The sequence below is a fragment of the Methylobacterium sp. Gmos1 genome, from assembly GCF_053764715.1.
On record NZ_JBSNCC010000011.1, the window covers coordinates 36,510 to 62,577 of the forward strand.

The 26,068-nt window shown below is 70.6% G+C and carries 21 protein-coding genes; 7 read left to right on the forward strand and 14 right to left on the reverse strand.

Going from position 1 to position 26,068, the window contains the following annotated elements; all coding sequences use genetic code 11:
• The first annotated feature begins 1 nt into the window (after position 1).
• Positions 2-493, forward strand: a complete 492-nt coding sequence (locus ACS5PV_RS20205) for a flagellar basal body-associated FliL family protein (protein ID WP_455397136.1) — start codon at positions 2-4, stop codon at positions 491-493.
• Complete coding sequence (gene fliP, locus ACS5PV_RS20210; protein WP_455397137.1) at positions 490-1,260, forward strand: flagellar type III secretion system pore protein FliP; 771 nt, start codon at positions 490-492, stop codon at positions 1,258-1,260. The genes ACS5PV_RS20205 and fliP overlap by 4 nt, the downstream gene beginning before the upstream one ends.
• Positions 1,261-1,559: 299 nt before the next feature.
• Here fliP and ACS5PV_RS20215 read toward each other — a convergent pair whose 3' ends face one another.
• The 4 genes from ACS5PV_RS20215 to ACS5PV_RS20230 all read right to left on the reverse strand — a co-directional run bounded on the left by ACS5PV_RS20215 (position 1,560) and on the right by ACS5PV_RS20230 (position 7,147).
• Positions 1,560-2,663: a microcin C ABC transporter permease YejB gene (locus ACS5PV_RS20215; protein ID WP_455397138.1), complete on the reverse strand. Its 1,104-nt coding sequence runs from the start codon at positions 2,661-2,663 to the stop codon at positions 1,560-1,562.
• Between the two features lie 4 nt (positions 2,664-2,667).
• On the reverse strand, positions 2,668-4,518 hold the full coding sequence (locus tag ACS5PV_RS20220; RefSeq protein WP_455397139.1) for an extracellular solute-binding protein: 1,851 nt from the start codon (positions 4,516-4,518) through the stop codon (positions 2,668-2,670).
• The gene (locus tag ACS5PV_RS20225) at positions 4,518-6,419 is read right to left on the reverse strand and encodes an extracellular solute-binding protein (protein WP_455397140.1); all 1,902 of its coding nucleotides are present in this window, start codon (positions 6,417-6,419) and stop codon (positions 4,518-4,520) included. Before ACS5PV_RS20225 ends, ACS5PV_RS20220 begins: the two co-directional genes overlap by 1 nt.
• Positions 6,420-6,607: 188 nt before the next feature.
• Positions 6,608-7,147: a c-type cytochrome gene (locus tag ACS5PV_RS20230; RefSeq protein WP_455397141.1), complete on the reverse strand. Its 540-nt coding sequence runs from the start codon at positions 7,145-7,147 to the stop codon at positions 6,608-6,610.
• A 277-nt stretch (positions 7,148-7,424) separates the two neighbouring features.
• Between ACS5PV_RS20230 and ACS5PV_RS20235 the strand changes: the two genes are divergently transcribed.
• Positions 7,425-8,168, forward strand: a complete 744-nt coding sequence (locus tag ACS5PV_RS20235; RefSeq protein WP_455397142.1) for a 3-deoxy-manno-octulosonate cytidylyltransferase — start codon at positions 7,425-7,427, stop codon at positions 8,166-8,168.
• A 20-nt stretch (positions 8,169-8,188) separates the two neighbouring features.
• Positions 8,189-9,043, forward strand: coding sequence for a prephenate dehydratase (locus ACS5PV_RS20240; protein ID WP_455397143.1), 855 nt, complete (start codon positions 8,189-8,191; stop codon positions 9,041-9,043).
• Positions 9,044-9,219: 176 nt separating this feature from the next.
• On the opposite strand, the gene ACS5PV_RS20245 is transcribed toward ACS5PV_RS20240, so the two are convergent.
• The 6 genes from ACS5PV_RS20245 to ACS5PV_RS20270 all read right to left on the reverse strand — a co-directional run bounded on the left by ACS5PV_RS20245 (position 9,220) and on the right by ACS5PV_RS20270 (position 15,437).
• Positions 9,220-10,143, reverse strand: coding sequence for an ABC transporter ATP-binding protein (locus tag ACS5PV_RS20245; protein ID WP_455397144.1), 924 nt, complete (start codon positions 10,141-10,143; stop codon positions 9,220-9,222).
• Positions 10,140-11,177, reverse strand: coding sequence for an ABC transporter ATP-binding protein (locus ACS5PV_RS20250; RefSeq protein ID WP_455397145.1), 1,038 nt, complete (start codon positions 11,175-11,177; stop codon positions 10,140-10,142). Before ACS5PV_RS20250 ends, ACS5PV_RS20245 begins: the two co-directional genes overlap by 4 nt.
• The gene (locus ACS5PV_RS20255) at positions 11,174-12,079 is read right to left on the reverse strand and encodes an ABC transporter permease (RefSeq protein WP_455397146.1); all 906 of its coding nucleotides are present in this window, start codon (positions 12,077-12,079) and stop codon (positions 11,174-11,176) included. Before ACS5PV_RS20255 ends, ACS5PV_RS20250 begins: the two co-directional genes overlap by 4 nt.
• Positions 12,076-13,020: an ABC transporter permease gene (locus ACS5PV_RS20260; protein ID WP_455397147.1), complete on the reverse strand. Its 945-nt coding sequence runs from the start codon at positions 13,018-13,020 to the stop codon at positions 12,076-12,078. Before ACS5PV_RS20260 ends, ACS5PV_RS20255 begins: the two co-directional genes overlap by 4 nt.
• Positions 13,020-14,522: an ABC transporter substrate-binding protein gene (locus ACS5PV_RS20265; protein WP_455397148.1), complete on the reverse strand. Its 1,503-nt coding sequence runs from the start codon at positions 14,520-14,522 to the stop codon at positions 13,020-13,022. The genes ACS5PV_RS20260 and ACS5PV_RS20265 overlap by 1 nt, the downstream gene beginning before the upstream one ends.
• Positions 14,523-14,873: 351 nt before the next feature.
• Entirely contained in the window at positions 14,874-15,437 is a 564-nt protein-coding gene (locus ACS5PV_RS20270) for a TetR/AcrR family transcriptional regulator (protein ID WP_455397149.1), read from the reverse strand.
• A 108-nt stretch (positions 15,438-15,545) separates the two neighbouring features.
• Between ACS5PV_RS20270 and ACS5PV_RS20275 the strand changes: the two genes are divergently transcribed.
• On the forward strand, positions 15,546-16,973 hold the full coding sequence (locus ACS5PV_RS20275; RefSeq protein WP_455397150.1) for an amidase: 1,428 nt from the start codon (positions 15,546-15,548) through the stop codon (positions 16,971-16,973).
• Positions 16,974-17,222: 249 nt separating this feature from the next.
• On the opposite strand, the gene nhaA is transcribed toward ACS5PV_RS20275, so the two are convergent.
• The 3 genes from nhaA to ACS5PV_RS20290 all read right to left on the reverse strand — a co-directional run bounded on the left by nhaA (position 17,223) and on the right by ACS5PV_RS20290 (position 21,220).
• Positions 17,223-18,422: a Na+/H+ antiporter NhaA gene (gene nhaA, locus ACS5PV_RS20280; RefSeq protein WP_455397151.1), complete on the reverse strand. Its 1,200-nt coding sequence runs from the start codon at positions 18,420-18,422 to the stop codon at positions 17,223-17,225.
• A gap of 207 nt (positions 18,423-18,629) precedes the next feature.
• A complete protein-coding gene (locus ACS5PV_RS20285) occupies positions 18,630-20,816 on the reverse strand; it encodes a primosomal protein N' (protein ID WP_455397152.1) in 2,187 nt (728 codons plus the stop codon).
• 44 nt (positions 20,817-20,860) lie between these two features.
• Positions 20,861-21,220: a DUF2293 domain-containing protein gene (locus tag ACS5PV_RS20290; protein WP_455397153.1), complete on the reverse strand. Its 360-nt coding sequence runs from the start codon at positions 21,218-21,220 to the stop codon at positions 20,861-20,863.
• 229 nt (positions 21,221-21,449) lie between these two features.
• Between ACS5PV_RS20290 and ACS5PV_RS20295 the strand changes: the two genes are divergently transcribed.
• Complete coding sequence (locus ACS5PV_RS20295) at positions 21,450-22,787, forward strand: NRAMP family divalent metal transporter (protein WP_455397154.1); 1,338 nt, start codon at positions 21,450-21,452, stop codon at positions 22,785-22,787.
• On the opposite strand, the gene ACS5PV_RS20300 is transcribed toward ACS5PV_RS20295, so the two are convergent.
• Entirely contained in the window at positions 22,777-23,388 is a 612-nt protein-coding gene (locus tag ACS5PV_RS20300) for a CatB-related O-acetyltransferase (protein WP_455397278.1), read from the reverse strand. The genes ACS5PV_RS20295 and ACS5PV_RS20300 overlap by 11 nt on opposite strands.
• A gap of 84 nt (positions 23,389-23,472) precedes the next feature.
• Here ACS5PV_RS20300 and ACS5PV_RS20305 point away from each other — a divergent pair, with 84 nt between their 5' ends.
• A complete protein-coding gene (locus ACS5PV_RS20305) occupies positions 23,473-25,812 on the forward strand; it encodes an NADP-dependent malic enzyme (RefSeq protein WP_455397155.1) in 2,340 nt (779 codons plus the stop codon).
• Positions 25,813-26,068 lie beyond the last annotated feature (256 nt).

Below are 26,068 nucleotides of genomic sequence, written 5' to 3' on the forward strand. Positions count from 1 at the left end.
GATGGCGGACAAGAAGAACGAGACAAAGGGCGGGGGCAAGGCCTGGATCGGCGCGCTCGCCCTGTGCACGCTCGTGGCGGTCGGCACCGGCGCGGGCCTCGGCATGTACCTGATGACGAGCGTCGAGAAAGCGGTCGACCAGAAGACCCGCGAGGCGCAGGAGCACGAGAAGGCCGCCAAGGTGCTGAACTACAGCGGGGAACTCTCCCTGCGCAGCGTCGGATCGGTGGTGACGAACCTCGCCGAGCCGGCCGACGCCTGGATCCGGCTCGAATCCTCGGTGGTGTTCAAGACCGGCAGCCTGCCGACCCCGGACATTACGGTGGCGGAGATCAAGGCCGACATCATCGCCTATCTGCGCACGCTCTCGACGGCGCAGATCGAGGGCGCGAGCGGGCTCCAGCACCTGCGCGAGGACCTGAACGAGCGCGTGTCGTTGCGCACCAAGGGGGCGATCCGCGAATTGATCGTCGAAGCGCTGGTGGTCCAGTGAGCCGGCGCACCCTCGTCCTCGCGACGCTCGCCTTCCTGATCCTGCCCGCCGGCGCCGCCCTGGCGCAGGGGGCGGCGGGCAGCGTCACCGGCATCCCGGGCCTCGACGCGCTGCTGCCGCCCGGCAACGGCGCGGCGAGCGGGCGCATCCTCCAGCTCGTCGCGCTCCTCACGGTGCTGTCGCTGGCGCCGGGCCTCCTCGTGATGGTGACGAGCTTCACGCGCTTTGCCGTGGCGTTCTCGTTCCTGCGCTCGGGCCTCGGCCTCCAGAGCACGCCGGCCAACCTCTTCCTCGTCAGCCTGTCGCTGTTCATGACCTTCTACGTCATGGCGCCGACTTTCGACCGGGCCTGGAGCGAAGGCGTGCGCCCGCTCCAGGAGAACCGGATCTCCGAGGAGGAGGCCTTCACCCGCATCACCGATCCGTTCCGCGAGTTCATGTCGGCCCAGGTGCGGCCGAAGGATCTCCAGACCTTCCAGGATCTCGCCAGCCGCACGTTCCCGAAGCCCCAGGAGGGCGAGAAGATCGACCTGCGCATCCTGATCCCGGCCTTCATGATCTCGGAACTGCGCCGCGGCTTCGAGATCGGCTTCCTCATCGCCCTGCCCTTCCTCGTCATCGACATGATCGTCTCGACGATCGTGATGTCGATGGGCATGATGATGCTGCCGCCGACGGTGATCTCGCTGCCGTTCAAGGTGCTGTTCTTCATCCTGATCGATGGATGGAACTTGCTGGTGAGCGGGTTGGTGCGGTCGTTCTTTTAGAGATAATCGCTCACTGGCGATAGGAGCCGGCGGCTCGTGTTGAGCAAGCGCCGAGGCTTTTGCAATTTGGCCAATCCCTTTCCCGGACGACTGAAGCGACAGCGGAAGGAGATCCGGGATCCAGCACAGAAAGTCGCGAAGCGTCTTTATATCTGCAACGGTGCAACATTCAGAGCCGCTTCGCGGCACTTCTCCCCTGGATCCCGGATCTCCTTCCACTTCGTTCCAGTCGTCCGGGAAAGGGGCCGGCGGGTCATGAATTGGCGTCAGCCCGGGATCTCCACGACAGGCATCCCGCCTCACGCCGCCCGCGCCTCGAAGTCGATCCTTGGATCGATCCAGCTATAGGTCAGGTCGGAGATCAGGTTCACCACCAGGCCGAGCAGCGAGAAGATGTAGAGGTTGGCGAACACCACCGGGTAGTCGCGGTTCACGATCGATTCGAACGAGAGCAGGCCGAGTCCGTCGAGGCTGAAGATGGTCTCGATCAGGAGCGAACCGGCAAAGAACGCCGAGATGAACGCGCCCGGGAAACCCGCCACCACGATCAGCATCGCATTGCGAAAGACGTGGCCGTAGAGCACCTGGCGCTCGGACAGGCCCTTCATCCGCGCGGTCAGAACGTACTGCTTGCGGATCTCGTCGAGGAACGAGTTCTTGGTCAGCAGCGTCGAGGTGGCGAACGCCCCGATCGCCATCGCGATGATCGGCAGCGTGATGTGCCAGAGGTAGTCGGTCACCTTCTGCCACAGCGGGAAGGTCGACCAGCCCTCGCTCGTCAGGCCCCGCAAGGGGAAGACCTGGAGGAACGAGCCTCCGGCAAACAGCACGATCAAGAGGATCGCGAACAGGAAGCCGGGGATCGCGTAGCCGACGATGACGACGCCGGAGGTCCAGACGTCGAAGGGCGAGCCGTCGCGCACCGCCTTGCGGATGCCGAGCGGAATCGAGATCGCGTAGGAGATCAGCGTCATCCACAGCCCTAGGCTGATCGAGACCGGCAACTTCTCGCGGATCAGCTGGAGCACCGAGACATCGCGGAAGTAGCTCTTGCCGAAGTCGAAGCGGGCATAGTCCCACAGCATCTTCAGGAAGCGCTCGGGCGCCGGCTTGTCGAAGCCGAATTGCTGCTCCAAGCGCTTGATGAAGGCCGGGTCGAGGCCTTGCGCGCCGCGGTAGCGGGAATTCGATTCGCCTCCCCCGCCCTGCGTGGACGTCCCGCGCCCGGCGAGGTCGCCGCCGCCGCCGGTGATCCGGGACATGGTGTTCTGGCCCTGGAGCTGGGCCAGAACCCGCTCCACCGGCCCGCCGGGGGCGAACTGCACGATCACGAAGGAGATCAGCATGATCCCGAGGATCGTCGGGATCATCAGGAGCAGGCGGCGCAGGATGTAGGCTGCCATCGTGTCAGGTCCGTCCGATCTTGCGGGCCTTGTCGGCGTCGTGCCACCACAGGGCAGGCACGCCGAGGCCGTATTTCGGCAGCTCGCGCGGCCGGCCGTAGAGGTCCCAGAGCGCGAGGCGGTGGGTGGCGCCGTACCACATCGGCACCCAGTAGCGCCCGGCGCGCAGCACCCGGTCGAGCGCCCGGCAGGCGGTTGTGAGCGCGGGGCGCGAGGCGGCGTCGGCGATGCGGTCGAGCATCGCGTCGGCGGCCGGGTTCTCGATGCCGGCGAGGTTCTGCGAGCCCGGCGTCCTGGCGGCGCGGCTGCCATAGACCTCGCGTAAAGCCGCCCCCGGGGTGACCGAGCCGCCGAACCGGGCCGAGACCACGTCGAAGTCGAAATCCTTCAGCCGCGCCTGGTACTGCGCCGCATCGACGAGGCGCGAGCTCGCGCGGATGCCGAGCAGGCTCAGGTTCTTGATGTAGGATTGCAGCAGCGGCTGGAACACCGGCGAGGAATCCAGGAACTCAAAGGCGAGCGGCTGGCCGTCGGGCAGCTTCATCACCCCGCCGTCGCGGGTGCAGCCGGCCTGGCGCAGGAGCGTGTCGGCCCGGCGCAGCAAGGCCCGGTCCTGGCCCGACCCGTCCGAGCGCGGCGGCGACCACGGCTCGCCAAACACCTCGTCGGGCACCTGCCCCCGGAACGGCTCGAGGAGCGCCAGCTCGTCGGGCGAGGGCATCCCCTCCGCCATGAGGTCGGAATTCTCGAAGAACGAGGCGGTGCGCTTGTAGGCGCCGTACATCAGGTTCTGGTTCGACCACTCGAAGTCGAAGGCGAGCCCGATCGCCTCGCGGATGCGGGGATCGCGGAAGACCGCCCGGCGGGTGTTGAGGAACCACCCTTGCGTGCCCGAAGGCGTGGCATCGGGCACCGTCTCGCGCTTGACCCGGCCCTCTTGCGCGGCCGGGAAGTCGTAGCCGGTGGCCCAGACCCGGGAGGTGAACTCCTCTCGCCAGGTGAAGGTGGCGGCCTTGAACGCCTCGAACGCGACGTCGCGATCGCGGAAATACTCGTAGCGGATCTCGCCGAAGTTGTTCTGGCCGATCGTGACCGGCAGGTCGGCGCCCCAGTAATCGGCGACCCGCTCGAAGGCGATGAAGCGGCCGACCTCGAACCGCGACAGCCGGTAGGGGCCGGAGCCGAGCGGCGGCTCCAGGGTCGAGGCCTCGAAGTCGCGGCCGCGGTAATACGCTTCCGAGAAGATCGGCAGGTCGGCGACGATCAGCGGCAGGTCGCGGCTGCGCCCGGGGGCGAAGCGCACCACCACCGCGTCGTCCCCGTCCGCGCTCGCCCCGGCGACGTCGCGCAGCACTGCAGCGATGCGCGGATGGCCCTTCTCCTTCAGCGTGGTGATCGAGAAGGCGACGTCGCGGGCGGTGAGCCGCGAGCCGTCGTGGAAGCGGGCCTGGGGCCGAAGCGCGAAGCGGTAGGTCAGCCCGTCGTCGCTCACCGTCACGCTGCGGGCGACGAGGCCGTAGGCGGCGTCGGGCTCGTCGAGGGCGCGGACCATCAGGCTGTCGAAGGTCAGGTCCATGCCGGCGGCGCCGTCGCCCTTCAGCACGTAGATGTTGAGGGTGTTGAAGGTCTCGAAGGCCTGGTTGCCGCTGGTGGTCGAGAGCTGCGCCGAGAAGGTGCCGCCCTTCGGCGCCAGGGGCTCGACGTAGTCGAAGCGCGGGAAGCCCGCCGGGTATTTCAGGTCGCCGAAGCTCGACAGGCCGTGGCGCTCGGGCCCTTGCTGCTGCTGCGCGAGGGCCGGGACGCGGGCGGCGACGAGCGCCGCCCCGCTCCCCGCCAGGAAGCTGCGCCGGCGCATCACCGCGCCGCCCCGGTCTTGGCGGCAAGCGCCTGGTCGTACCACCACGTCGTCGGGAAGCCCGAGGCGCCGTATTTCGGCAGGGTCGCCGGATGGCCGAAGCGGTTCCAGCGCAGGGTCCGCGACACGTTCGAGGACCATTGCGGCACGACGTAGTCGTGGGCGAGCAGCACCCGGTCGAGGGCGCGGGTCGCCGCCACCAGCTCCTCACGGTCGGTCGCAAAGATCACCTTGTCGATGAGCGCGTCGACCCCGGCATCCTTGATGCCCGCGAGGTTGCGCGAGCCCGGCCGGTCGGCGGCGGCCGAGCCCCAGCAATCGCGCTGCTCGTTTCCCGGCGACAGCGATTGGGCCCAGTTGCTGAGCGCGAGCGCGTCGAAGTCGAAGCTGCGGGCGAGGTTCTGGTACTGGGCCGGATCGACCACCCGCAACGACACCTTGAGGCCGATGCGCTCCAGAGCCGCGCGGTAGGGCAGCACGACCCGCTCGGCCGAGTTGTCGTAACCGAGGAACTCGACGGTGAAGGGCTGGCCGGACGCCTTCTCGACCATCTGGTTGCCGCGGATCTCGTAGCCCGCCTCCTGGAACAGCCGCACCGCCTCCCGGAGGTTGGCGCGCACCGCCTCCGGCGAGCCGTTGACCGGGTTCTTGTAGGGCGTGGTGAAGACGGATGGAGGCACCTTGTCCTTGACGCTCTCCAGCATCGCGCGCTCGCGCCCTTCCGGCAGGCCGGACGAGGCGAGCTCGGTGCCGAAGAAGTACGAATCGACCCGCCTGTAGAGCCCGTAGAACAGGGTGCGGTTCATCTCCTCGAAGTCGAAGGCGAGGTTGAAGGCCCGGCGCACCCGCGCGTCGGCGAATTTTTTCCGCCGCAGGTTGAGGGTGAAGGCCTGCATGATGCCGAGGCCGGCCTGCGGGAATTCCTCCTTGACGATCCGGCCCTCGCGCACGGCCGGGAAGCCGTCATAGGCGGTGGCCCAGTTGCGGGCGATGTTCTCGGTGCGCCAGTCGAACTGGTCGGCCTTGAACGCCTCGATCATCACCGTGGCATCGCGAAAGTACTCGGCGCGCTGGGTGTCGAAGTTGTTGGCGCCGCGGTTCACGGGCAGGTCGCGGCCCCAGTAATCCGGCACCCGCTCGTAGGTGGCGGTGCGGCCGGCATCGAAGCGGGCCAGCCGATAGGGCCCGGAGCCGAGCGGGATCTCCAGCGTCGTCTCGGTCGGGTTGCGGGTCTTGCCCGTCGCGTCCTTGCCCTCCCACCAGTGCTTGGGCAGCACCGGCAGCTGGCCGACGATCTGGGGCAATTCGCGGTTGCCGGTCTCCGAGAAGGTGAAGCGCACCTCGCGCGCGCCCGTCACCTCGGCCTTCGTCACGTTGTGGTAGTAGGCGGCGTATTGCGGGCTGTTCTCCTTCAGCACCTGGAAGGAGAACATCACGTCGTCCGGCGTCACCGGCTTGCCGTCGTGCCAGCGCGCCTCCGGCCGCAGGCGGTAGACGACGCTGCCGAGGTCGTCGGCCGGCCGAACCCCGTCGGCGAGCAGGCCGTAATAGGTCGAGGCCTCGTCTTGGGCCTGGGCCAGCAGGGTGTCGTAGATCAGCGGGATCTGGCTCTCGAGGTCGCCCTTCACCCCGGCGACGATCATGTTGAAGTTGTCGAACGAGCCCTGGGAGCCGAACCGCACCAAGCCGCCCTTCGGGGCGTTGGGGTCGGCGTAGTCGAAATGCGTGAAGTCCGCCGGGTATTTCGGCTCGCCGAGGAGCGACAGGCCGTGGCGCCAGCCCCCGTCGGGGGCGGCAGCGCCGGCGGCCGGGGATGCGCCCTGCGCACGGGCTCCTGCCGGGACGGCGGCGAGGCTCAACAGGGCGAGGGCGGCGCGGCGAGTGAGGGGGCGTGCGATCACGCGGGGCGATCCTCCGGCTGGGACAGGTCTCCCCCCGTTCTAGGTCGCGGGGGGCGGATCCGCCAACCCGGGCGCGTCGGCGCAGGGCTCATAGACGCGAAAAGGCCGTGCTCTCGCCCGGCCTGATGGACGCAAAAAGGCCGGGCTCTCGCCCGGCCTGATCGTCACGCGGTTCGCGCGAGGCCCGTTCAGGGCTTGGGGAAGTCGACCGGCTTCTCCGACAGGGTCCGGAGATAGGCCAGGATGTCGGCCCGCTCGGTGCCCGAGGGCACGCCGGCGAAGGCCATGATGGTGCCTTGGACGTACTGCTTGGGGCCGTGGAGGAAGTGGTCGAGGTCCTCGTAGGTCCAGTTGCCGCCCTTGGCCTTCATCGCGGCCGAGTAGTTGAAGCCCTCGTGGCTGCCCTTCGGCCGCTCGACGACGCCATAGAGGTCGGGACCGACCTTGTTCGGACCGCCCTTCTCGAAGCTGTGGCAGGCCATGCACTTCTTGGCGGCCGCCTGGCCCTTGGTCGCGTCGGCGCTGGCGAGGCGCACGGGCAGCGGCTCCTCCTTGGCGGCGGCGGGCGCCGCCGCGGCGGCGTTCTCCTCGGCCGCCGGCAGCGCGTAGCCGCGATCACCCGCCGGCTTCGGCTTGTAGATCAGCTCGGCCAGGAACCCCGACCCCATCGCGAGGAGCAGGGCGCCGAGCACTGCGCCGGCGATCTTGTTAAGCTCGAAGGAATCCATGATCTCGGCAGCTCCGATGCTCCGGTGAGCAGGGGCGATGCGAAGCGCGGCCCGGCGCCACGCCGCAGTGAGGGTCCGCCGGTGCTTAGCCGTTCTCCGGCGCGGTTGACAATGGCTCTAAACATCGTCGGTTCGTCGCATAGCGCGGGCGTGTGGACGGCGCCACGGTCCGACCGGGCCTCCTGGCGGCCTCCCCGCCATGACAAGCCCGGCCGGCGCTGCTAAGAGCCGCGGCTTGCCGGGCGCCCCGTCCTTGTCCACACCCGAAATCCGCCGCATGTCCGATCCCCTCGTCCTGATCCCCGCCCGCCTCGCCGCCACCCGCCTGCCCGAGAAGCCGCTCGCCGACATCGCCGGCGCGCCGATGATCGTGCATGTCTGGCGTCGCGCCGTGGAGGCCGGCATCGGCCCGGTGGTGGTCTGCACCGACACCGACGCGATCGTGCGGGCGGTCGAGGCGGCCGGCGGCGTCGCGGTGATGACCCGGCCCGACCACCCCTCCGGCTCCGACCGCCTGGCCGAGGCCCTGGAGGTGATCGACCCGGACGGGCGCCACGACGTGGTGGTAAACGTGCAGGGCGACCTGCCGACCATCGACCCCCTGGCCATCGCCGCCTCGGTCGCGCCGCTCGCCGACCGGGCGGTCGACATCGCGACGCTGTGCGCCGTCATCACCCGGCCGGAGGAGCGGACGGAGCCGAGCGTCGTCAAGCTGGTCGGCTCCGAGATCGGCCCGCGGCGCCTGCGGGCGCTCTACTTCACCCGCGCCACCGCGCCGTACGGCGACGGACCCCTGTTCCACCATATCGGCCTCTACGCCTACCGCCGCCGCGCGCTCGAACGCTTCGTCGCCCTGCCGCCGAGCCCGCTGGAGCAGCGCGAGAAGCTGGAGCAGTTGCGCGCGCTCGAGGCCGGAATGCGGATCGACGCGGTGGTGGTCGACGACGTGCCGCTCGGCGTCGACACCCCGCACGACCTCGAGCGCGCCCGCGCCATCCTGGCTGCCCGGCGCCTGAACTGACTTCTTCGAAAGCACCCGTGATGAACCGAAAGATCTCCTACCAGGGCGAGCCCGGCGCCAACTCGCACATCATCATCCAGGAGGCCTATCCGGACTGGACGCCGCTGCCCTGCGCCACCTTCGAGGATGCGCTGACGGCGGTGCAGGACGGCTCGGCGGCTTTGGGCATGATCCCGATCGAGAACTCGATCGCGGGCCGCGTCGCCGACATCCACCACATGCTGCCGGCCTCGGGGTTGCACATCGTCGGCGAGCAGTTCCTGCCGATCCACTTCCAGCTGATGGCCCTGCCGGGCGTCCGGCTCGACGAGATCCGCACCGTGCACAGCCACGTCCACGCGCTGGGCCAGTGCCGCAAGATCATCCGGCGCCTCGGCCTCAAGGCGGTGGTCGCCCCCGACACCGCCGGCGCTGCCCGCCAGGTCGCCGAATCCGGCGACCGCACCCGCGCCTCGCTCTCGCCGCGGCTCGCCGGCGAGATCTACGGCCTCTCGATCCTGGAGGAGGACGTCGAGGACGAGGCCCACAACACCACCCGCTTCGTCGTGCTCTCCCGCGAGCCGGTGCTGCCGCCGGTGGGCGCCGGCCCGACGGTGACGAGCTTCATCTTCCGCGTGCGCAACATCCCGGCCGCGCTCTACAAGGGGCTCGGGGGCTTTGCCACCAACGGCGTCAACATGACCAAGCTCGAGAGCTACATGGTCGAGGGCCAGTTCACCGCGACCCAGTTCTACGCCGAGGTCGACGGGCACCCGGAGGAGCCGTCCTTACGCCGGGCGCTCGACGAGCTGGCGTATTTCTCGAACGCGTTCCGGATCATCGGGACCTACCCGGCGCATCCCTTCCGGGAGAGCGCGCGCCCGCCGGCGGAGTGACGAGGCGCATCGTCGCGTCGCTCCCCGGCCCCGTCCTGTTCACCGGCGACGGTCCCGCCGTCACCGGAATGCGGCCACCCGCCGCCGTCCACGTGCAGCGAGCGGAAACCACAAGAACGGGCGCCCCCTTGGGAGCGTCTTGCGATGAAGCGGATGCCGGTTACTCGGACGATTGCCTAGACGTTGGCCGCCCGCGCCACCCAGTGCCCGGGGGCAAGCTCCTCCAACGGCCCTGCCTCCGGGATGGTGGCTGCCGGCGCCTCGCGCACCGCCCGCAGGCGGGCCCGCTCAGCCGCCGGGTCGGGCACCGGCACCGCGCCGAGCAGCGCCCGCGTGTAGGGGTGGCGCGGATCCTCGTACAGGGTGTCGCTGTCGGCGAGTTCGACGAGCCGCCCGCGCCGCAGCACCGCGACCCGGTGGCAGAGGTAGCGCACCATCCTGAGATCGTGGGAGATGAAGAGGTAGGACAGGCCCAGCTCCGCCTGCAGGTCCTGGAGCAGGTTGACCACCTGGGCCTGGATCGAGACGTCGAGGGCGGCGATCGGCTCGTCGGCGACGATGAAGCTGGGCTTCAGCGCGATCGCCCGGGCGATGCAGAGCCGCTGGCGCTGGCCGCCGGAGAACTGGTGCGGGTAGCGCCCGGAGAAGCGCGGATCGAGCCCGACCCGCTGGAACAGGCCGGTCACCGCGTCGCGGCGCTCAGCCGTTCCCATCTCCGGCCGGTGCAGCCGGAACGGCTCGGCGACGTAGGCGCCGGCGCTCATCCGCGGGTTGAGCGCGGCGTAGGGGTCCTGGAAGATCACCTGGATGCGCTTTCGCATCCGCCGCATCTCTCGGGCCGGCAGGGCACCTAAGTCGGTGCCCTCGAACGCGACGGTGCCGGAGGTCGGCGGGTTGAGCATCGTCACCGCCCGGCCGATCGTCGACTTGCCGGAGCCCGATTCGCCGACGAGGCCGAGGGTCTCGCCGGGCGCGATGTCGAAGCTCACCCCCTCGACCGCGCGAAACACCGAGGCTTTGCCGCCCCACCAGTGCCGCAGCGGGTAGTGCTTGCTGAGGTTCTTCACCGAGAGCAGCGGCTCGGGCTTCACCGGCTTCATCGCCCGGCTCCCTGCGCCAGGAGCGCCGGCAGGTCGTACCAGGCCGCCGCGAGATGGCCCGGCACGCTCCCGGCCACCTGCGCCAGCGGCGGCGCCTCGGTCCGGCAGCGCGGCGTGGCGTAGGGGTTGCGGGCCGCGAACGGATCGCCCGGCGGCGGGTGTCGCATGTCGGGCGGGCTGCCCTCGATCTGGCGCAGGCGCTGGCGCCCGGCCCGGCCGCGGCTCAGGTCCGGCAGGGAGCGCAGGAGCCCCAGTGTGTAGGCGCTGCGCGGATCGGAGAACACCGCGTCGACCGGCCCGCGCTCGACGATCCGGCCGGCATACATCACCTGCACGGTGTCGGCGATGCCCGCGACCACGCCGAGATCGTGGGTGATCCAGACGATCGCCATCCCGATCTCGCGCTTCAGGTCCTGCACCAGGGCGACGATCTCGGCCTGCACGGTGACGTCGAGGGCGGTGGTCGCCTCGTCGGCGATCAGGAGCTTCGGGCGGCAGGCAAGCCCGATCGCGATCATCACCCGCTGGCGCTGGCCCCCGGAGAATTCGTGCGGGTAGTGGTCGAGGCGGCGGCCTGCATCGGGGACGCGCACGAGGTCGAGGAGGTCGCGCGCCCGCGCCCGCGCCTCGCGCGCGGAGAGGCCCCGATGCAGGACCAGGGGCTCGGCGATCTGCGCGCCCACCGTCATCGCCGGGTTGAGCGAGCTCATCGGGTCCTGGAACACCATGCCGATCTCGGCGCCCCGCACCCGCCGCAACTGCCGCTCCGGCATCGCCAGCAGGTCGCGCGCCTCCCGGTCGCCGCCGCGGAAGAGCACCTGCCCCGCCGTGATCCGGCCCGGCGGGCGCGGGACCAGCCCGAGCATGGCGAGCACGTGGACGCTCTTGCCCGAGCCCGACTCGCCGACGATCCCGAGGGTCTCGCCTTCGTGCAGGGCGTAGGAGACGCCGTTGACCGCGTGGACGGTGCCGCCCTCGGTGTCGAAGGCGACCGCGAGGTCGCGGACGTCGAGCAGGGGAGAGGCGGTGCTCATCGGCGCTCGCGCGGGTCGAGGGCGTCGCGCAACCCGTCGCCGACGAGGTTGAAGGCGAGCACCGCGAGGAAGATCGACACCCCGGGCCAGATCGCCATCCAGGGCGCCTGGTCGAGGAAGTTCTTGGCGGTGTTGAGCATCGAGCCCCAGGAGGGTTCGGGCGGCTGCTGGCCTAGCCCCAAGAACGACAGGCTCGCCTCGGCGATGATCGCCGCCGCGATGGTGAGGGTGGCCTGGACCAGGATCGCCGGGACGATGTTGGGCAGGATGTGGTGGAGCGCGATGCGCCAGGGCGGGTTGCCGACGGCGCGCGCCGCCTCGACGAATTCCTCCGCCGCCACGGCCTGCACCTGGGCGCGGGTGAGGCGCACGAAGATCGAGGTTGCCGAGAGCCCGATCGCCACCATGGCGTTGGTCAGGCTCGGGCCGAGGAAGGCCGCGAGCGCGATGGCGAGGATCAGGAAGGGGATCGCCAGCAGCGCGTCGGTCAGGCGCATGATCGCCCCGTCGATCACGCCGCCGGCATAGCCCGCCAGCATCCCGAGCGGCAGGCCGAGGGCGACGGCGAGCGCCACCGAGGTCAGCCCCGCCCCGAGCGAGGCCCGGGTGCCGTAGACGATGCGCGCGAGCACGTCGCGCCCGACCTCGTCGGTGCCGAAGAGGTGGGCGAGGTCGGGCGCGGCGCGCACCGCGCCCCAGTCGGTGGCCGTGGGGTCGTAGGGCGCGATCCACTCGGCGCCGAGCGCCAGCAGGCTAAGGAGCACCACGACGACGAGGCCGGCGAGCGCTCCGCGGCGGCGGCTGAACCGGCGCCAGAAGGCGCGGACCGCTCCCGGCTCCGGCGGCAGGGCGGCGACGGGCGTGGCCAGTTCGGCCGGGGTGGAGAGACCGGCCTCGCTCATGCGCGCCGGAGCTTCGGGTTGACCAGCGCCGAGGCGAGATCGGCCGCGAGGTTGAGCAGGATGTAGGTCGTGGCGGTACAGATCACGACGCCCTGCACGGTGGCGAAGTCGCGGTTGAACACGGCATCCACCATCAGCTTGCCGAAGCCTGGCACGGAAAACACCTGCTCGGTCAGCACCGCGCCGGAGAGGAGCTGGCCGAATTCGAGCGCGCCGAGCGTGATGATCGGGATCGCGGCGTTCGGCAGCGCGTGGCGGAGGACCACCCGGGCGGTCGGAACGCCCTTGGCCCGCGCGGTGCGGACGTAGTCCGATTGCAGCACGCCCATCATCGCCGCGCGGGTGTGGCGCATCATCACCGCCGCGATGGCGTTGCCCAGAACGAAGGCCGGCATCGCCATCGAGCGCAGGTTCTCGAGGAGGCTCTCGCCCGGCGGCACGTAGCCCGAGGCCGGGAGCCAGCCGAGCTGCACCGAGAACAGCAGGATCATCAGGATTCCGAGCCAGAAATTCGGCACCGACAGGCCCCAGAGCGCGACCGCGTTGGCGAGCCCGTCGATCCAGGTCCCGGGCCGCACCGCGGACAGGATCCCCATCGGCACGCCGATGACGAGGGCCACCAGCATCGCCAGGCAGGCGAGCTCGAGCGTCACCGGAAGCTTCTCGCGGATCAGCTCGATCACCGGCTTCTGCAACCGGATCGACTCGCCGAGGTCGCCCTGGAGCACCCCGGTCGCCCAGTAGGCGTAGCGGACCGGCAGCGGCTGATCGAGGTGGTACTTGGCACGGATGAAGGCGATCACCTCCGGGTCGCGCTCCTCGCCCGAGAGCGCGGTGGCGGTGTCGCCCGGCAGCAATTGCTGCAGGGCGAAGATGATCATCGAGGCGAGCACCAGGGTCGGGACCGCCAGCGCCAGGCGTCGCGCCAGGAACCTCAGCATCAGTCGAGCTTCAGGCCGGTGAAGCGCACGAGCCCGTCCGGGTACTCGCCGAAGCCGGTGAGCTTCTGCGAGTAGGCCCAGAGCAGCCGGCGATGGAAGAGGTAGACCAGCGGCTTGTCGGTGAGCACCCGGTCGGCGAGGCGCTTCCACGCCGCCTTGCGCTCGGCCGGTTCGGTGGTCAGCCGCTCGGCGTTCATCGCCGAATCCGCCTCCTGGTTGCAGTAGCGCGAGTAGTTCAGCGGCGTCTTGCAGGCGAGGAAGCTGTAGGTGTTGCCGTCCGGGTCGGGCCGGCCGCTCCAGTTGTAGAGGTAGGCCTCGAAGTTGCCCTTGTCGGCCTGATCGAGTGAGGTGGTGAAGTCGGTGGCCTGGAGCTTCACGTCAAAGCCGGCCTCGCGGGTCATCGCCTGGATCACCTGGCCGACCTGCGGCGCGTCGTTGTTGGCGTAGACCATCATGGTGATCGACGGCTTCTCGATCCCGGCCTCCTTGAGGAGCGCCTTGGCCTTGGCGACGTCGCGCTTCGGCACCGGGTATTCCGTCACGTAGTTCGGGTTCTTGGGCGAGACCCACTGGTTCCCGGCCAGGTACTCGCCGTTATAGACCACCTGCGTGATCGCGTTGCGGTCGATCGCCGCCTCGAAGGCGGCGCGCACCCGGGGATCGGCCACCGGCGATCCCTCCCGGGCGGTGTTGAACACCACGCCGGAGAAGCCGAGCTCGTAGGCCTGGCCCACCTTCAGCTTCGGGTCGCGCTTGACCTGCGCCAGGTCGGTCGGGGCCAGGCGCTCGATCAGGTCGAGTTGGCCGGCCCGCAGGTTCGTGAGCCGCACCGTGGTGTCGGGGATCGCCCGGAACTCGATCCGCCGGATCTGGATCGCGTCCTTGTTCCAGTAATCGTCGAAGCGCTCGACCACGATGCGGTCCTGCGGCACCCGCTCGACGAACTTGTAGGGCCCGGCGCAGACCGGCGCGGTGGCGAACTTGTCGCCGAGCCGGTCGGCGGCCTTGGGCGAGACGATCATGCCGGCCCGGTCGGTGAACTGCGCCAGGAGCGGCGCGAACGGGGTCTTCAGGGTGATCTTGACGGTGAGGTCGTCGACCGCCTCGACCGTATCGATCGGCGCGATCTCGCCGCGGCGCTGGGAGCCCGGCATCTTGAGATGGCGCTCGAGCGAGTACTTCACCGCCGCGGCGTTCATCGGCTCGCCGTCGTGGAAGCGCACGCCGGGGCGCAGGCGGAGCGTAAGGGCCTTGCGGTCGTCCGACCACGCCCATTCGGTCGCGAGCTGCGGCACCGGCTTCAGGTCGGGCCCGATATCGACGAGCTTGTCGCAGAGCGCGGCGAACACCATGCGGCCGGCGAAGGTGCGGGCGAGCGTGGGATCGAGGGCGTCCGGATCCTCCATCAGGCCGAAGCGCAGGGTCTGTCCTTGAGCGCCCGTCGCCAGCGGGGCGGAAACGGCGAGGGCTGCGAGCAGGCAGGCGGTGAAGAGACGCGGCATCGCGCTTCCTTCTGCGGGGATCCCGGAGAGGCCCCTGGGCGAGAATCCCGGGCGGACGGCCCAGACCGGAGGCTCGTTCCCCCGACCGGGACGCTAGGGCCAGGCAGTATCCGTGCCAGCGATTTTCCCCGGGGTCCCAGCCATGATCGTGGACGCTACTGTGCGCCCGTGCCTGGCCTTGGCGCAATGCCGTCCTGGGTGCCTTCTGGTCGCGCAGGGAGCGGTCGCGCGCCGCGCCGTCGGGAGCCCGGGTCGAGGGTTGCGGCCTCCCGCCCGGTCGCCCGTCGCCTCGGGCCCTTGAGCAGAACGGATCTTTAGCGCCGAACCGGCAGCCATCGCGGCGAAAACGGCTCAGGCCGGCAGGAGACCCGCGGCGCGGTAGCTCTCGATCAGGTCGTCGAATTGCGCGATGTCCGCGCGGCTCCTCGCGTAGAGCTGGGCGCCGGACACCGCGGCGAAGATGGCGCGGGCCCGCGCCTCGCCGTCCTCGGGCTTCACCGTGCCTGCAATGACCAGCACCTTGGCGAGCCAGGCGACGTTGACGTCGGCGAAGCTCCGGGCCTCGCGCTGCACCGCCTCGGGCAGGTTGGCGTACTCCGCCGACATGAAGCTGCACAGGCAGAGCCTGTTGCCGTCCTCTAGCGACCGGCGGAAGGTGCCCGGGTAGAGGCGCAGGCATTCGCGCGGGTCCGCGGTCTCGGCCAGCATCGCGTCGAGCTCGGCCGCGATGTCCTCCCAGTACCGGCGCGCGACGGCCGCACCGAGATCCGCCTTGCTGGCGAAGTGGTGGTAGATGCTCGCCGCCTTGATGCCGACCTCGGCGGCGAGGTCGCGGTAGCTCAAGCCCCCGTAGCCGTGCGCCTGCGCGGTCTTCCTGGCGGCGGCCAGGATCGTCTCCCTCGCGTTCGAACTCACCCCTGCCTCCCGGTCGATGCAAAAACCTAACAACTGTTAGTTAGGGGTTGACGAGGCGAAAATCCAGGCCTAGGTCATGCCTACCTAACGACAGGTAGGTACGCAGCCATGACCCAGGACATCATCTTCTCGGACGCCACCGCCCTCGCCGCGCTGGTCCGCACCAAGCAGCTCTCTCCCGTCGAGATCGTGCGGGCCCACCTCGACCGCATCGAGGCCGTCGACGGGGACGTCAACGCCATCGTTACCGTCGCGGACGGCGCGCTGGCGGACGCGAAGCGAGCCGAGGCGGCCATGTTGGCGGGCGACGAACTCGGGCCGCTGCACGGCGTGCCCTTCACCGTGAAGGACTCGATCGACACCGCGGGGGTCATGACCCAGCGCGGCTCCCCCATCTTCAAGGGCCGGGTGCCGGATGCCGACGCGACCAGCGTCGCCCGGATGAAGAAGGCCGGCGGCATCCTGCTGGCCAAGACCAACCTTCCCGAATTCTCCTACTGGATCGAGAGCGACAACCTGCTCTCCGGGCGCTCGAACAACCCGTGGGACCTCGAGCGCACGCCCGGTGGGTCGAGCGGCGGCGAGTCGGCAGCCATCGCGGCCGGCATGTCGCCGCTGGGCCTCGGCACCGACCTCGCCATCTCGGTGCGCGGGCCTGCCGCGCAGACCGGCATCGTCTCGCTGAAGGCGACGCATGGGCGCGTGCCGATGACCGGCATCTGGCCGCGGGCGCCGCGCCGCTTCTGGCACGTCGGCCCGATGGCGCGCTCGATCCGCGACCTCGCGCTGGCCTTCTCGCAACTCGCCGGCCCGGACGGCGAGGACGCCTTCTCGACCAGCACCGTCCCGTTCGACGCCGGCGTCACGACGGACCGCACGCTGCGCGTCGGCTGGATGGTCGGCCCGGGCTTCGGACCGATCGACGCGCAAGTCGCGGCGACCGTGCGGGAAGCGGCCGCGGCCCTCAAGGGCGAGGGTCATCACGTGGAGGAGGTGCGCATCCCGGCGCTGGAGCGCGACTTCGCCCTCGACGTGTTCAACAAGCTCCACGTCATGGAGATGAAGCCGGCCTTCCGCGAGGCGACCGCCGGGCACGAGGGCCAGATGTACAAGATGGCCCGGACGATGCTGTCGCTGCCGGATACGTCCATCGAGGACTACGTCGCGGCCGAGCAGGCGGCGGAGCGGCTGCGGGACGGCTACGCGGCCTACTTCCGGAACTACGACGTCCTGCTGACCCCCGTGCTGCCGGTCCCGGCGCACAAGCACGGCATCAAGGAACTCGCCGTCAACGGCGAGACCGTCGACCTGACCTACCTCCAGGGCGCGACGGTGCCGCTCAACGTGACCGGCCTGCCCGGATTGTCGATGCGGTTCGGGACCAGCCGGGAGGGGCTGCCGATCAACGTGCAGCTGGTGGGGAGCTGGCAGGCGGAGACCACGATCCTGCATGCCGCCTCGGTACTGGAGCGCGTGAGCCCGGTTCGCGACCTGCACCCGAGCTTGTCCCCCCGCAGCGTGTCCGGCTCGCGCTGAGGAGGCACGCGAGCCGACGTCAGGTTCGCAGACGATGGTCCCCGTCCCGTCGGCAGGACGCTCGACGCCCTGCGACGGTGGCGGAGGAGCCACGAAGGGGAGGTGCCGGACCGGCAGGGTCGGCTCCGGCATCGCCGAACCGCGAGGCCGCCGTGATCCGACACCGCGCTCTGCCCCAACCGCGTCGCGGAGCCGTGCCGGGGTAGAGATGCAAGGGAAACTCCGGCATCCCGGGTCGGCGACCGGGGATCAGCGCCGGGGAGCACGGGCCGGCGCGAACCGCAGCACCAGCGCCCCGGCGGCCATGCAGGCGAGCGAGCCGATCAGCACGCCGACCTTGGTCTCCGCTTCAAGCTCCGGCGCGTTCGCGAAGGCGAGCAGGCCGATGAACAGGCTCATGGTGAAGCCGACGCCGCAGAGGAGCGAGACGCCGTAGACCTGCGCCCAGGTCGCGTGGGCCGGGCGCTGTGCGAGCCCCAGCCTGACCGCGGCGAGGACGAGACCGAACACGCCGACCTGCTTGCCGACGAACAGGCCGAGCGCCACCCCGAGCGTGACCGGGTCGAGCAGCATGCGCGGGGTGATCCCCGCCAGCGACACGCCCGCATTGGCGAAGCCGAAGACCGGCAGGATGAGGTAGGCCGACCAGGGATGGACCGCGTGCTCCAGGATGTGCAGCGGCGAGGTCGGGTCGTCCGGCTTGCCGACGCTGAGGCGCAGCGGGACCGTCAGCGCCAGCAGCACGCCGGCGATGGTCGCGTGGACGCCCGACTTGAGCACGAACACCCACAGCACCACGCCGAGCAGCAGGTAGGGCCACAGGCGGGCCACCCCGGCCTTGTTCATCCCGTAGAGCACCGCGAGCGTCAGGCCCGCACCGCCGAGCATCGGCAGCGACAGGTCGGCGGTGTAGAACGCCGCGATGATGACCACGGCGCCGAGGTCGTCGATGATCGCGAGCGCGGTCAGGAAGACCTTGAGCGAGACCGGCACCCGGGGACCCAGCAGCGCCAGCACCCCGAGGGCGAACGCGATGTCGGTGGCGGCCGGGATGGCCCAGCCCCGCAGCGTCTCGGGCGAGTTCCAGTTCACGGCGGCGTAGACCAGGGCCGGCGCCGCCATGCCGCCGAGTGCCGCGAGACCAGGGAGGATGCGGTCGGGCCAGGTGCGCAGGCGCCCGTCCAGGACCTCGCGCTTGATCTCCAGCCCGACGAGCAGGAAGAACACCGCCATCAGGGCGTCGTTGATCCAGTGCAGGACCGACAGGGGCCCGAGATAGGCCTTGAGCGCGGCGAAGTAGGTGTCGGCCAGGGCCGAGTTCGCCACCGCGAGCGCGAGCGCCGCGCTCGCCATCAGGACGAGGCCGCCGCCGGCTTCGCTGGTGAGGACGTTCCGCAGGGCGGATACGGGGCGTGCGGGCAGCGAGGCTGCGCGGGCGAACAACGACACGGGCGCGGGTCTCCGGCGCTGGCGGCCCGACCAGCGCGCGTCCTGCCGGTCCGACCCACGGACCGCGCACCCTGAGCGGGCTATCGCATCGAAGACCGGCGGGCACAACCCCGGAGCATTTTCCGACGGAGCGGATAGCGGTTCGCTGCAGGAAATGCGGCAATCGAGGCCGGGGGCTTCGCGATTGCAGCGCGATCGTGAAACCCTCTAGAGGAAGCTCTGCGGATCGACATCGATCCCGACCCTGAGATTGCCCCGCACCTTCGGGCCCCGGGCGAGCCAGTCGCGCAGGTAGCCCTGGAGATCGATCTCGCGCTCGGTCTTGACCAGGAGGCGGAAGCGGTAGCGGCCGCGCACCAGCGCCAGCGGCGCCTCGGCGGGGCCGAGCACCATGACGCCGGGCGGCGGCTCGGCGACGCGGGCGAGCGCCCGGCCGTGGGCCTCCGCCGCCTCCCGGTCGGTGCAGGAGATGACGAGCGCCGCGAGGCGCCCGAAGGGCGGCAGCCCCGCGACCTCGCGCGCCGCCGTCTCCTCCGCGTAGAAGCGCTCGGCGTCGCCCGAGATGAGGGCCGAGATCACCGGGTGCTCGGGCTGGTAGGTCTGGACCAGCGCCCGGCCCGGCTTCTCGCCGCGGCCGGCGCGGCCCGTCACCTGCTGCAGGAGCTGGAAGGTGCGCTCGGCGGCGCGGGGGTCGCCGGAGGTCAGCCCGATATCGGCGTCGAGCACGCCGACGAGGGTCAGGTGCGGGAAGTTGTGGCCCTTGGCGACGAGCTGGGTGCCCACCACGATGTCGCAGCCGCCCTCGGCCACGGTCTGGAGCTCGGCCCGCAGGCGTTCGGCCCCGCCGGGAAAGTCGCTCGACAGGACGATCACCCGCTTGTCGGGGAAGGTGGCGGAGACCTCCTCGGCGATGCGCTCGACGCCCGGCCCGCAGGCGGTCAGGTTGTCGAAGGTGCCGCACTCGGTGCAGGCCTCGGGCCGGCGCTCGGCATGGCCGCAATGGTGGCAGACCAGCGCCCGGCGGAAGCGGTGCTCGACGAGCCAGGTCGAGCAGTTCGGGCATTGGTAGCGGTGGCCGCAGGCGCGGCAGAGGGTGAGCGGCGCGTAGCCGCGGCGGTTGAGGAACAGGAGGGCCTGCTCGTCGCGGGCATTGGTCTCGGCGATCGCCGAGACAAGGCTCGGCGACAGGTAGCGCCCGCGCGGCACCTTCTCAGCCCGCATGTCGATGGCGCGGATCTCCGGCAGGCGCCGGCCGCCGAAGCGCTCGGGCATCACCACGCGGCGGTAGCGGCCGCGCTCGGCGTTGACCCGTGTCTCGATCGCGGGGGTGGCCGAGGCCAGCACCACGGCGGCGTTCTCCAGCTTGCCGCGCACCACCGCCATGTCGCGGGCGTGGTAGCAGACGCCGTCATCCTGCTTGTAGGCGCCCTCGTGCTCCTCGTCGACGACGATCAGGCCGAGCTTGGCGAACGGCAGGAACAGGGCCGAGCGGGCGCCGACCACCACCTGCACCTCGCCCGACGCCACCCCGGCCCGGATCTTTTCGCGACGACGCCCGCCGACCCCGGAATGCCAGGCGGCGGGCCGTACCCCGAAGCGCTTGGCGAAGCGGTCGAGGAACTGCGCCGTCAGGGCGATCTCCGGCATCAGCACCAGGGATTGCACGCCCCGGCGCAGAGCCTCGGCCACGACCTCGAAATAAACCTCCGTCTTGCCGGAGCCCGTCACGCCTTCGAGGAGCGTCACCCCGCCCTCTCCCGTAGCGCCGCCATCCGCGGGCGGCGCGGTCAGGGTGGCGATGAGCGCGCGCGCCGCCTCGGCCTGGGGCTCGGAGAGAGCATCGTGCGGGTGGTCGGGATCGGGCGGCTCGGCGACCCGCTCGGGCGCCAGCGCCACGGTCTCGAGCACGCCGTCGTCGATGAGGCCGTCGACCACGCCGGCGCTGACCCCGGCCTCGAGGCTCAAGGCCCGCTTGCCCCGCACCACGCCGTCGGCGGCCACCGCCACCACCTTGGCCCGCGCCGGCGTCATCCGGCTCGGCGGCATCCCGGTCGCCCGCACGCCGACCTTCGCGGTCTCGGTGCGGCTCTCCTCCGGCAGGCGCAACGCCATGGCGAGCGCCGAGCCCTTTGGCGCCAGGGTGTAGCGGGCGATCCACTCGACGAGGCGGCGCAGCGCCGGGCTCAGACGCTCGACGCCGATCCGCCCGGTGACGCGCCGCAGGTTCGAGCCGGCGCCGTCGCGCAGGGACCACACCACCCCGACGGTCTCCCGCGGCCCGAGCGGCACCTGCACCACGTCGCCCTCCGCCAGCGTCAGCTCGGGCGGCACGGCGTAGCTGTAGGCCTGGTCGAGGGCGAGCGGGATCAGGACGTCGGCGATCGGGGCGGTCATCGGAACTTCTGCGCGGGCGGCATCGAGCGTTCATATAGGAACGGTCACGCCGGCTCGCCCCCGGTGGCCTCCTCGTCCTCGCCGATGCGCCGCCGCACGCCCCACTCGGCGAGCACGCCGTTGAGGTCGTCGAGGATGAAGTGGCGGGCGCTGTCCTGGTCGTAGCCCTCCTCCAGGAGGGAATCGTACTCGGTGAAGACGTGGCGGGCGTAAGACACCAGGCCGAGCCAGGCGGCGGTCTCGGGTGCGGCGCCGCGCAACCCTGAGCTCGCGAGCGCCCGGTCGACGATCGCTTCCGCCTCGAAGTCCGGCACCCGGGGCGCGAGGCGGGAGAGCGCCGCCGCCACCGCCTCGCGGCGGGTGGGCAGCGCGCGGCGGGGCGCGGGATCGGGGCGGCGGCTCATCGGCATCCTTCGCGGGCGGCAAGGGCGACCCTGCCGGAGCGGGGCGGTCGTGTCACCCCCGGCGGCGGGCTCGCGAAGTGCGCATCGCCTCTCCCCGCGGGCGGGGAGATGAATCGCCCGCGCCACATCCGGCAATGGAGCGGAACAGGGATCGCGGATGCAGCCGGAGCGCCGAACCTTGGCAACTCCGGACAGTTGAGCCCTCGGACCCCGTATACTCCGAGGGAGCATGTCAGCACCGAAACCCTCCTCCCGCGCGCCGACTGCCGCCGCGACGCCACCCACGGCAGACTCGTCCCCCCCCGAGCGGCATGAGAAATCCGGCCTCCTGCGCCTCGTCGGCGGCGGCGTCATCACCGGCGCGGCGGACGACGACCCCTCGGCGATCGGCACCTATGCCAGCGCCGGGGCGAAGTTCGGTCTCGGCTTCCTGTGGATCGCCCCGCTCCTGCTGCCGATGATGGTGGTGGTGGTCTACGTCTCGGCCAAGCTCGGCCAGGTCTACGGCAAGGGCCTGTTCGCCGCCGTGCGCGACCGCTACCCGCGCTGGGTCCTGTATCCGGCGGTGCTCGGCGCCTTCACCGGCAACGTGATCGAGGCGGCAGCCAATCTCGGCGGCATCGGGGCGGCTCTCAACCTGCTGGTGCCGCTGCCGGTGCCGCTGATCGTCGTGATCGCGGCCGCCATCATCCTGGCCTTCCAGATCCTCGGCTCCTACGCGCTGCTGCGCCGCCTGTTCCGCTGGCTGGCGCTGGCCCTGTTCGCCTACGTCGCCGCCGCCCTCATGGCCCGGCCCGATTTCGGCGAGGTCCTGTACCGCACCTTCGTGCCGCACCTCACCCTCGACAGCGACGCGCTGGCGATGATCGTCGCCTGCATCGGCACCTCGCTCTCGGCCTACATCTACACCTGGCAGTCGAACCAGGAGGTGGAAGAGGAGATCGGCCAGGGCCGCCACAGCTTGCGCCAGCGAAAGGGCGCCACCGACGCCGAGCTGCGGCGCACCCGGCGCGAGGTGATCACCGGCATGCTGTTCTCGAACCTGATCCTCTACTTCATCATCCTGTCGACCGGCGCGACCCTGCACCCGGCCGGGCAGACCGCGATCGACAGCGCCGCCCAGGCCGCCTCGGCCCTCGAACCCCTGGCTGGCTCGGGCGCCAAGATCCTGTTCGCGCTCGGCGTCGTCGGCGTCGGCTTCCTGGCGGTGCCGGTGATGACGACGGGGGCGGCCTACGACCTCGTCCAGGGCCTCGGCCGCGAGGGCAGCCTGCACGCGAAGCCCTCCGAGGCGAAGCTGTTCTACGGCACCATCGCGGCGGTGACGGCGGTGGCGGTCGGCCTCAACTTCCTCGGCTTCAACCCGATGCGGGCGCTGGTCTGGTCGGGCGTGGTGCAGGGCTTCTCGGTGCCCCCACTCCTCTGCCTGATGATGCTGATGACGAGCGATCCGAGGATGATGGGCGAGCGGGTCAACGGCCGGCTCGTCACCGTCCTCGGCTGGGCGACGGTGGCGGTGACCTTCGCGGCGACCGCCTGCCTCGTCGCGAGTTGGATCATCGGCTGACCGGGTCCCCTCCCCGCAGGGCCCGTACCAGGGCCTCGGCCTCACCGCTCTGGAGAAGCGGCACCAGCGCCCGCACCCGCTCCGGCGACAGGTCCCACCAGGCGGTCTCGACGAGCGCCGCCACGATCTCCTCCGGGAAGCGGTGGCGGATCACCCGGGCGGGGTTGCCGGCGACGACGGCGTAGGCCGGCACGTCGCGGGTCACGACCGCGTGCGCCGCCACCACGGCGCCGGGGCTGATCGTGACGCCCGACAGGATCAGGCAGCCCGACCCGAGCCAGACGTCGGCGCCGATCGCCACGTCGCCGCGGGAGGCGTGGTAGCCTTCCGGCGCGTCGAGATCCGGCCACAGGCCCTGCATCGCCGCGAACGGGTAGGTCGAGACCCAGTCGGTGCGGTGGTTGCCCCCGAGCAGGATCTCGACCTTGTCGGCGATCGAGCAATAGGGGCCGATCGACAATCGCGCGCCCGATTCCGGGAAGCGGATCTTCGGCCTGCCGTAGGAGTACGGGCCGATGCGGAAGCCGTGGCGGGCGGCGAGCTTGGCGAGATGCAGGCGGGTCTCGTTGTGAGGGTTGCGCCCCTGCCGCAGGCGGTGCAGGAAACCCTTCACCCGCGGGCTCCTCGGTGAGGCGCGGGCGGGGCGGCGGGCCCGAGCGTTCGGGCGATCCGGGGAGAGAACGCGGTGAGCAGCAACATTTCGGACGATCTGAAGAGCGGCGCGCTGTTCTATCACCGTCATCCGAGACCCGGGAAGCTGGAGATCCAGCCGACCAAGCCGCTCGGCAACCAGCGCGACCTCGCGCTCGCCTACTCGCCGGGCGTCGCCGCCGCCTGCGAGGCGATCGCCGCCGATCCCGACGAGGCCGCGACCCTGACGGCGCGCCAGAACCTCGTCGCGGTGGTGTCGAACGGCACCGCGGTGCTCGGGCTCGGCGATATCGGCCCGCTCGCCTCCAAGCCCGTGATGGAGGGCAAGGCGGTCCTGTTCAAGAAGTTCGCCGGCATCGACGTCTTCGACATTGAGTTGAACGAGAAGAACGTCGACAAGCTCGTCGACGTGGTGGCGGCTTTGGAGCCGACCTTCGGCGGCATCAACCTGGAGGACATCAAGGCGCCCGAGTGCTTCGAGGTCGAGGAGCGCTGCCGGGCCCGGATGAACATCCCGGTCTTCCACGACGACCAGCACGGCACCGCGATCATCGTGGCGGCCGCCGTCCTCAACGGCCTCGAATTCGCCGGCAAGCGGATCGCCGACGTCAAGATCGTGACCTCGGGCGCGGGTGCCGCCGCACTCGCCTGCCTCAACCAGCTCGTTTCCCTCGGCGCTCGTCGCGAAAACATCTTCGTCACCGACATCGAGGGCGTGGTCTACCAGGGCCGCGAGAAGCTGATGGACCGGTGGAAATCGGTCTACGCCCAGGAGACCCAGGCCCGCACCCTCGCCGAGGTGATCCCGGGAGCGGACGTGTTCCTCGGCCTCTCGGCCGGCGGCGTGCTGAAGCCCGAGATGCTGGAGCGGATGGCCGAGAAGCCGCTGATCATGGCGCTCGCCAATCCCTATCCGGAGATCATGCCGAACCTCGCCGAGGAGAAGCGGCCGGACGCGATGATCTGCACCGGGCGCTCCGACTTCCCGAACCAGGTCAACAACGTCCTGTGCTTCCCCTACATCTTCCGGGGCGCGCTCGATGTCGGCGCGACCACGATCAACGAGGAGATGAAGGCGGCGGCCGTCAAGGCGATCGCGGGGCTTGCCCGCGAGACCCCGTCCGACGTCGTCGCCCGCGCCTATGGCGGCGAGGCGCGGCCCTTCGGGCCCCATTCCCTGATCCCGAGCCCGTTCGACCCGCGCCTCATCCTGCGCATCGCCCCGGCGGTCGCGCTCGCCGCGATGGAATCCGGCGTCGCCAAGCGGCCGCTGCCGGACGTCCAGGCCTACACCGAGTCCCTCGACCGGTTCGTGCACCGCTCCGGCTTCATCATGAAGCCGGTCTTCACCGCGGCCAAGCAGGATCCCCGCCGGGTCGTCTACGCCGAGGGCGAGGACGAGCGGGTGCTGCGCGCCGTCCAGGCGATCGTCGAGGAGGGGCTGGCCAAGCCCATCCTGATCGGCCGCCCGAACGTGATCGAGACCCGCCTGAAGCGCTTCGGCCTCGCCATCCGCGCCGGCCAGGACTTCGAGCTGATCAACCCGGACGACGATCCGCGCTACCGCACCTACGTCCAGACCTACATCGATCTCGCCGGACGGCGCGGCATCACGCCGGACGGCGCCCGCACGCTGGTGCGCACCAACAACGCGGTGATCGGCGCGCTGGCGGTGCGCCGCGGCGAGGCCGACGCGCTGATCTGCGGCCTGGAAGGCCGGTTCGAGAGCAAGCTCCGGGTGATCCGCGACATCATCGGGCTGGCTCCCGGTGCCCGCGACTTCGCGGCGCTCAGCCTGATCGTCACCTCGAAGGGCGCCTACTTCATCGCCGACACCCACGTGCGGCCCGATCCCAGTGCCGAGGAGATCGCCGACGTCGCCATCGCCTGCGGCGACACCGCCCGCCGCTTCGGCCTGTCGCCGAAGATCGCGCTCGTCAGCCACGCCGATTTCGGCTCGTTCGACACCACGTCCTCGCGCAAGATGCGCCAGGCGCTGAACCTGCTGCGCGAGCGCGCCTCCGACCTCGAGGTCGACGGCGAGATGGCGGCCGACACCGCCCTGTCGCAGGCGATCCGCGACAAGGTGCTGCCGGGCTCGCGCCTCAAGGGCGAGGCCAACGTGCTGATCATGCCGAACCTGGATGCGGCCAACATCGCCTTCCAGTTCTCGAAGATGCTCGCCGACGCGCTGCCGGTCGGCCCGCTGCTGCTGGGCCCGGCGAAGCCCGCCCACATCCTCACCCCGTCGGTGACGGCCCGCGGCATCGTCAACATCACGGCGGCGGCGGTGGTCGAGGCGCAGGGGCAGGAGGTGCTGACGGTCGAAGCGGATAGCACGGCGGAGGCGGGGACGCCGTTGGTGTCGGCGTAAGCGGGACGGGGCGGCCCGGCGATCGTCTCGTCGGGCCGCCTCAGTCTACAGGGACGTTTCGGAAGCGGGCGAGATGCCTTGCTCCCGCGCGAGCGAGGGAGGCCCCGGCTTCGAACTCAGGGCTGAACCTCTTCAGGTTGAGTATGGGGGAAGCCGATCGGGCCTGTTGCGGCCATTCCGGACATCAGGCTCGTTTGTACGGAAAACAGGTGTTTTCCGTCATCCGAGATGGCCGGCCGGGCATGCTGGCTGACAC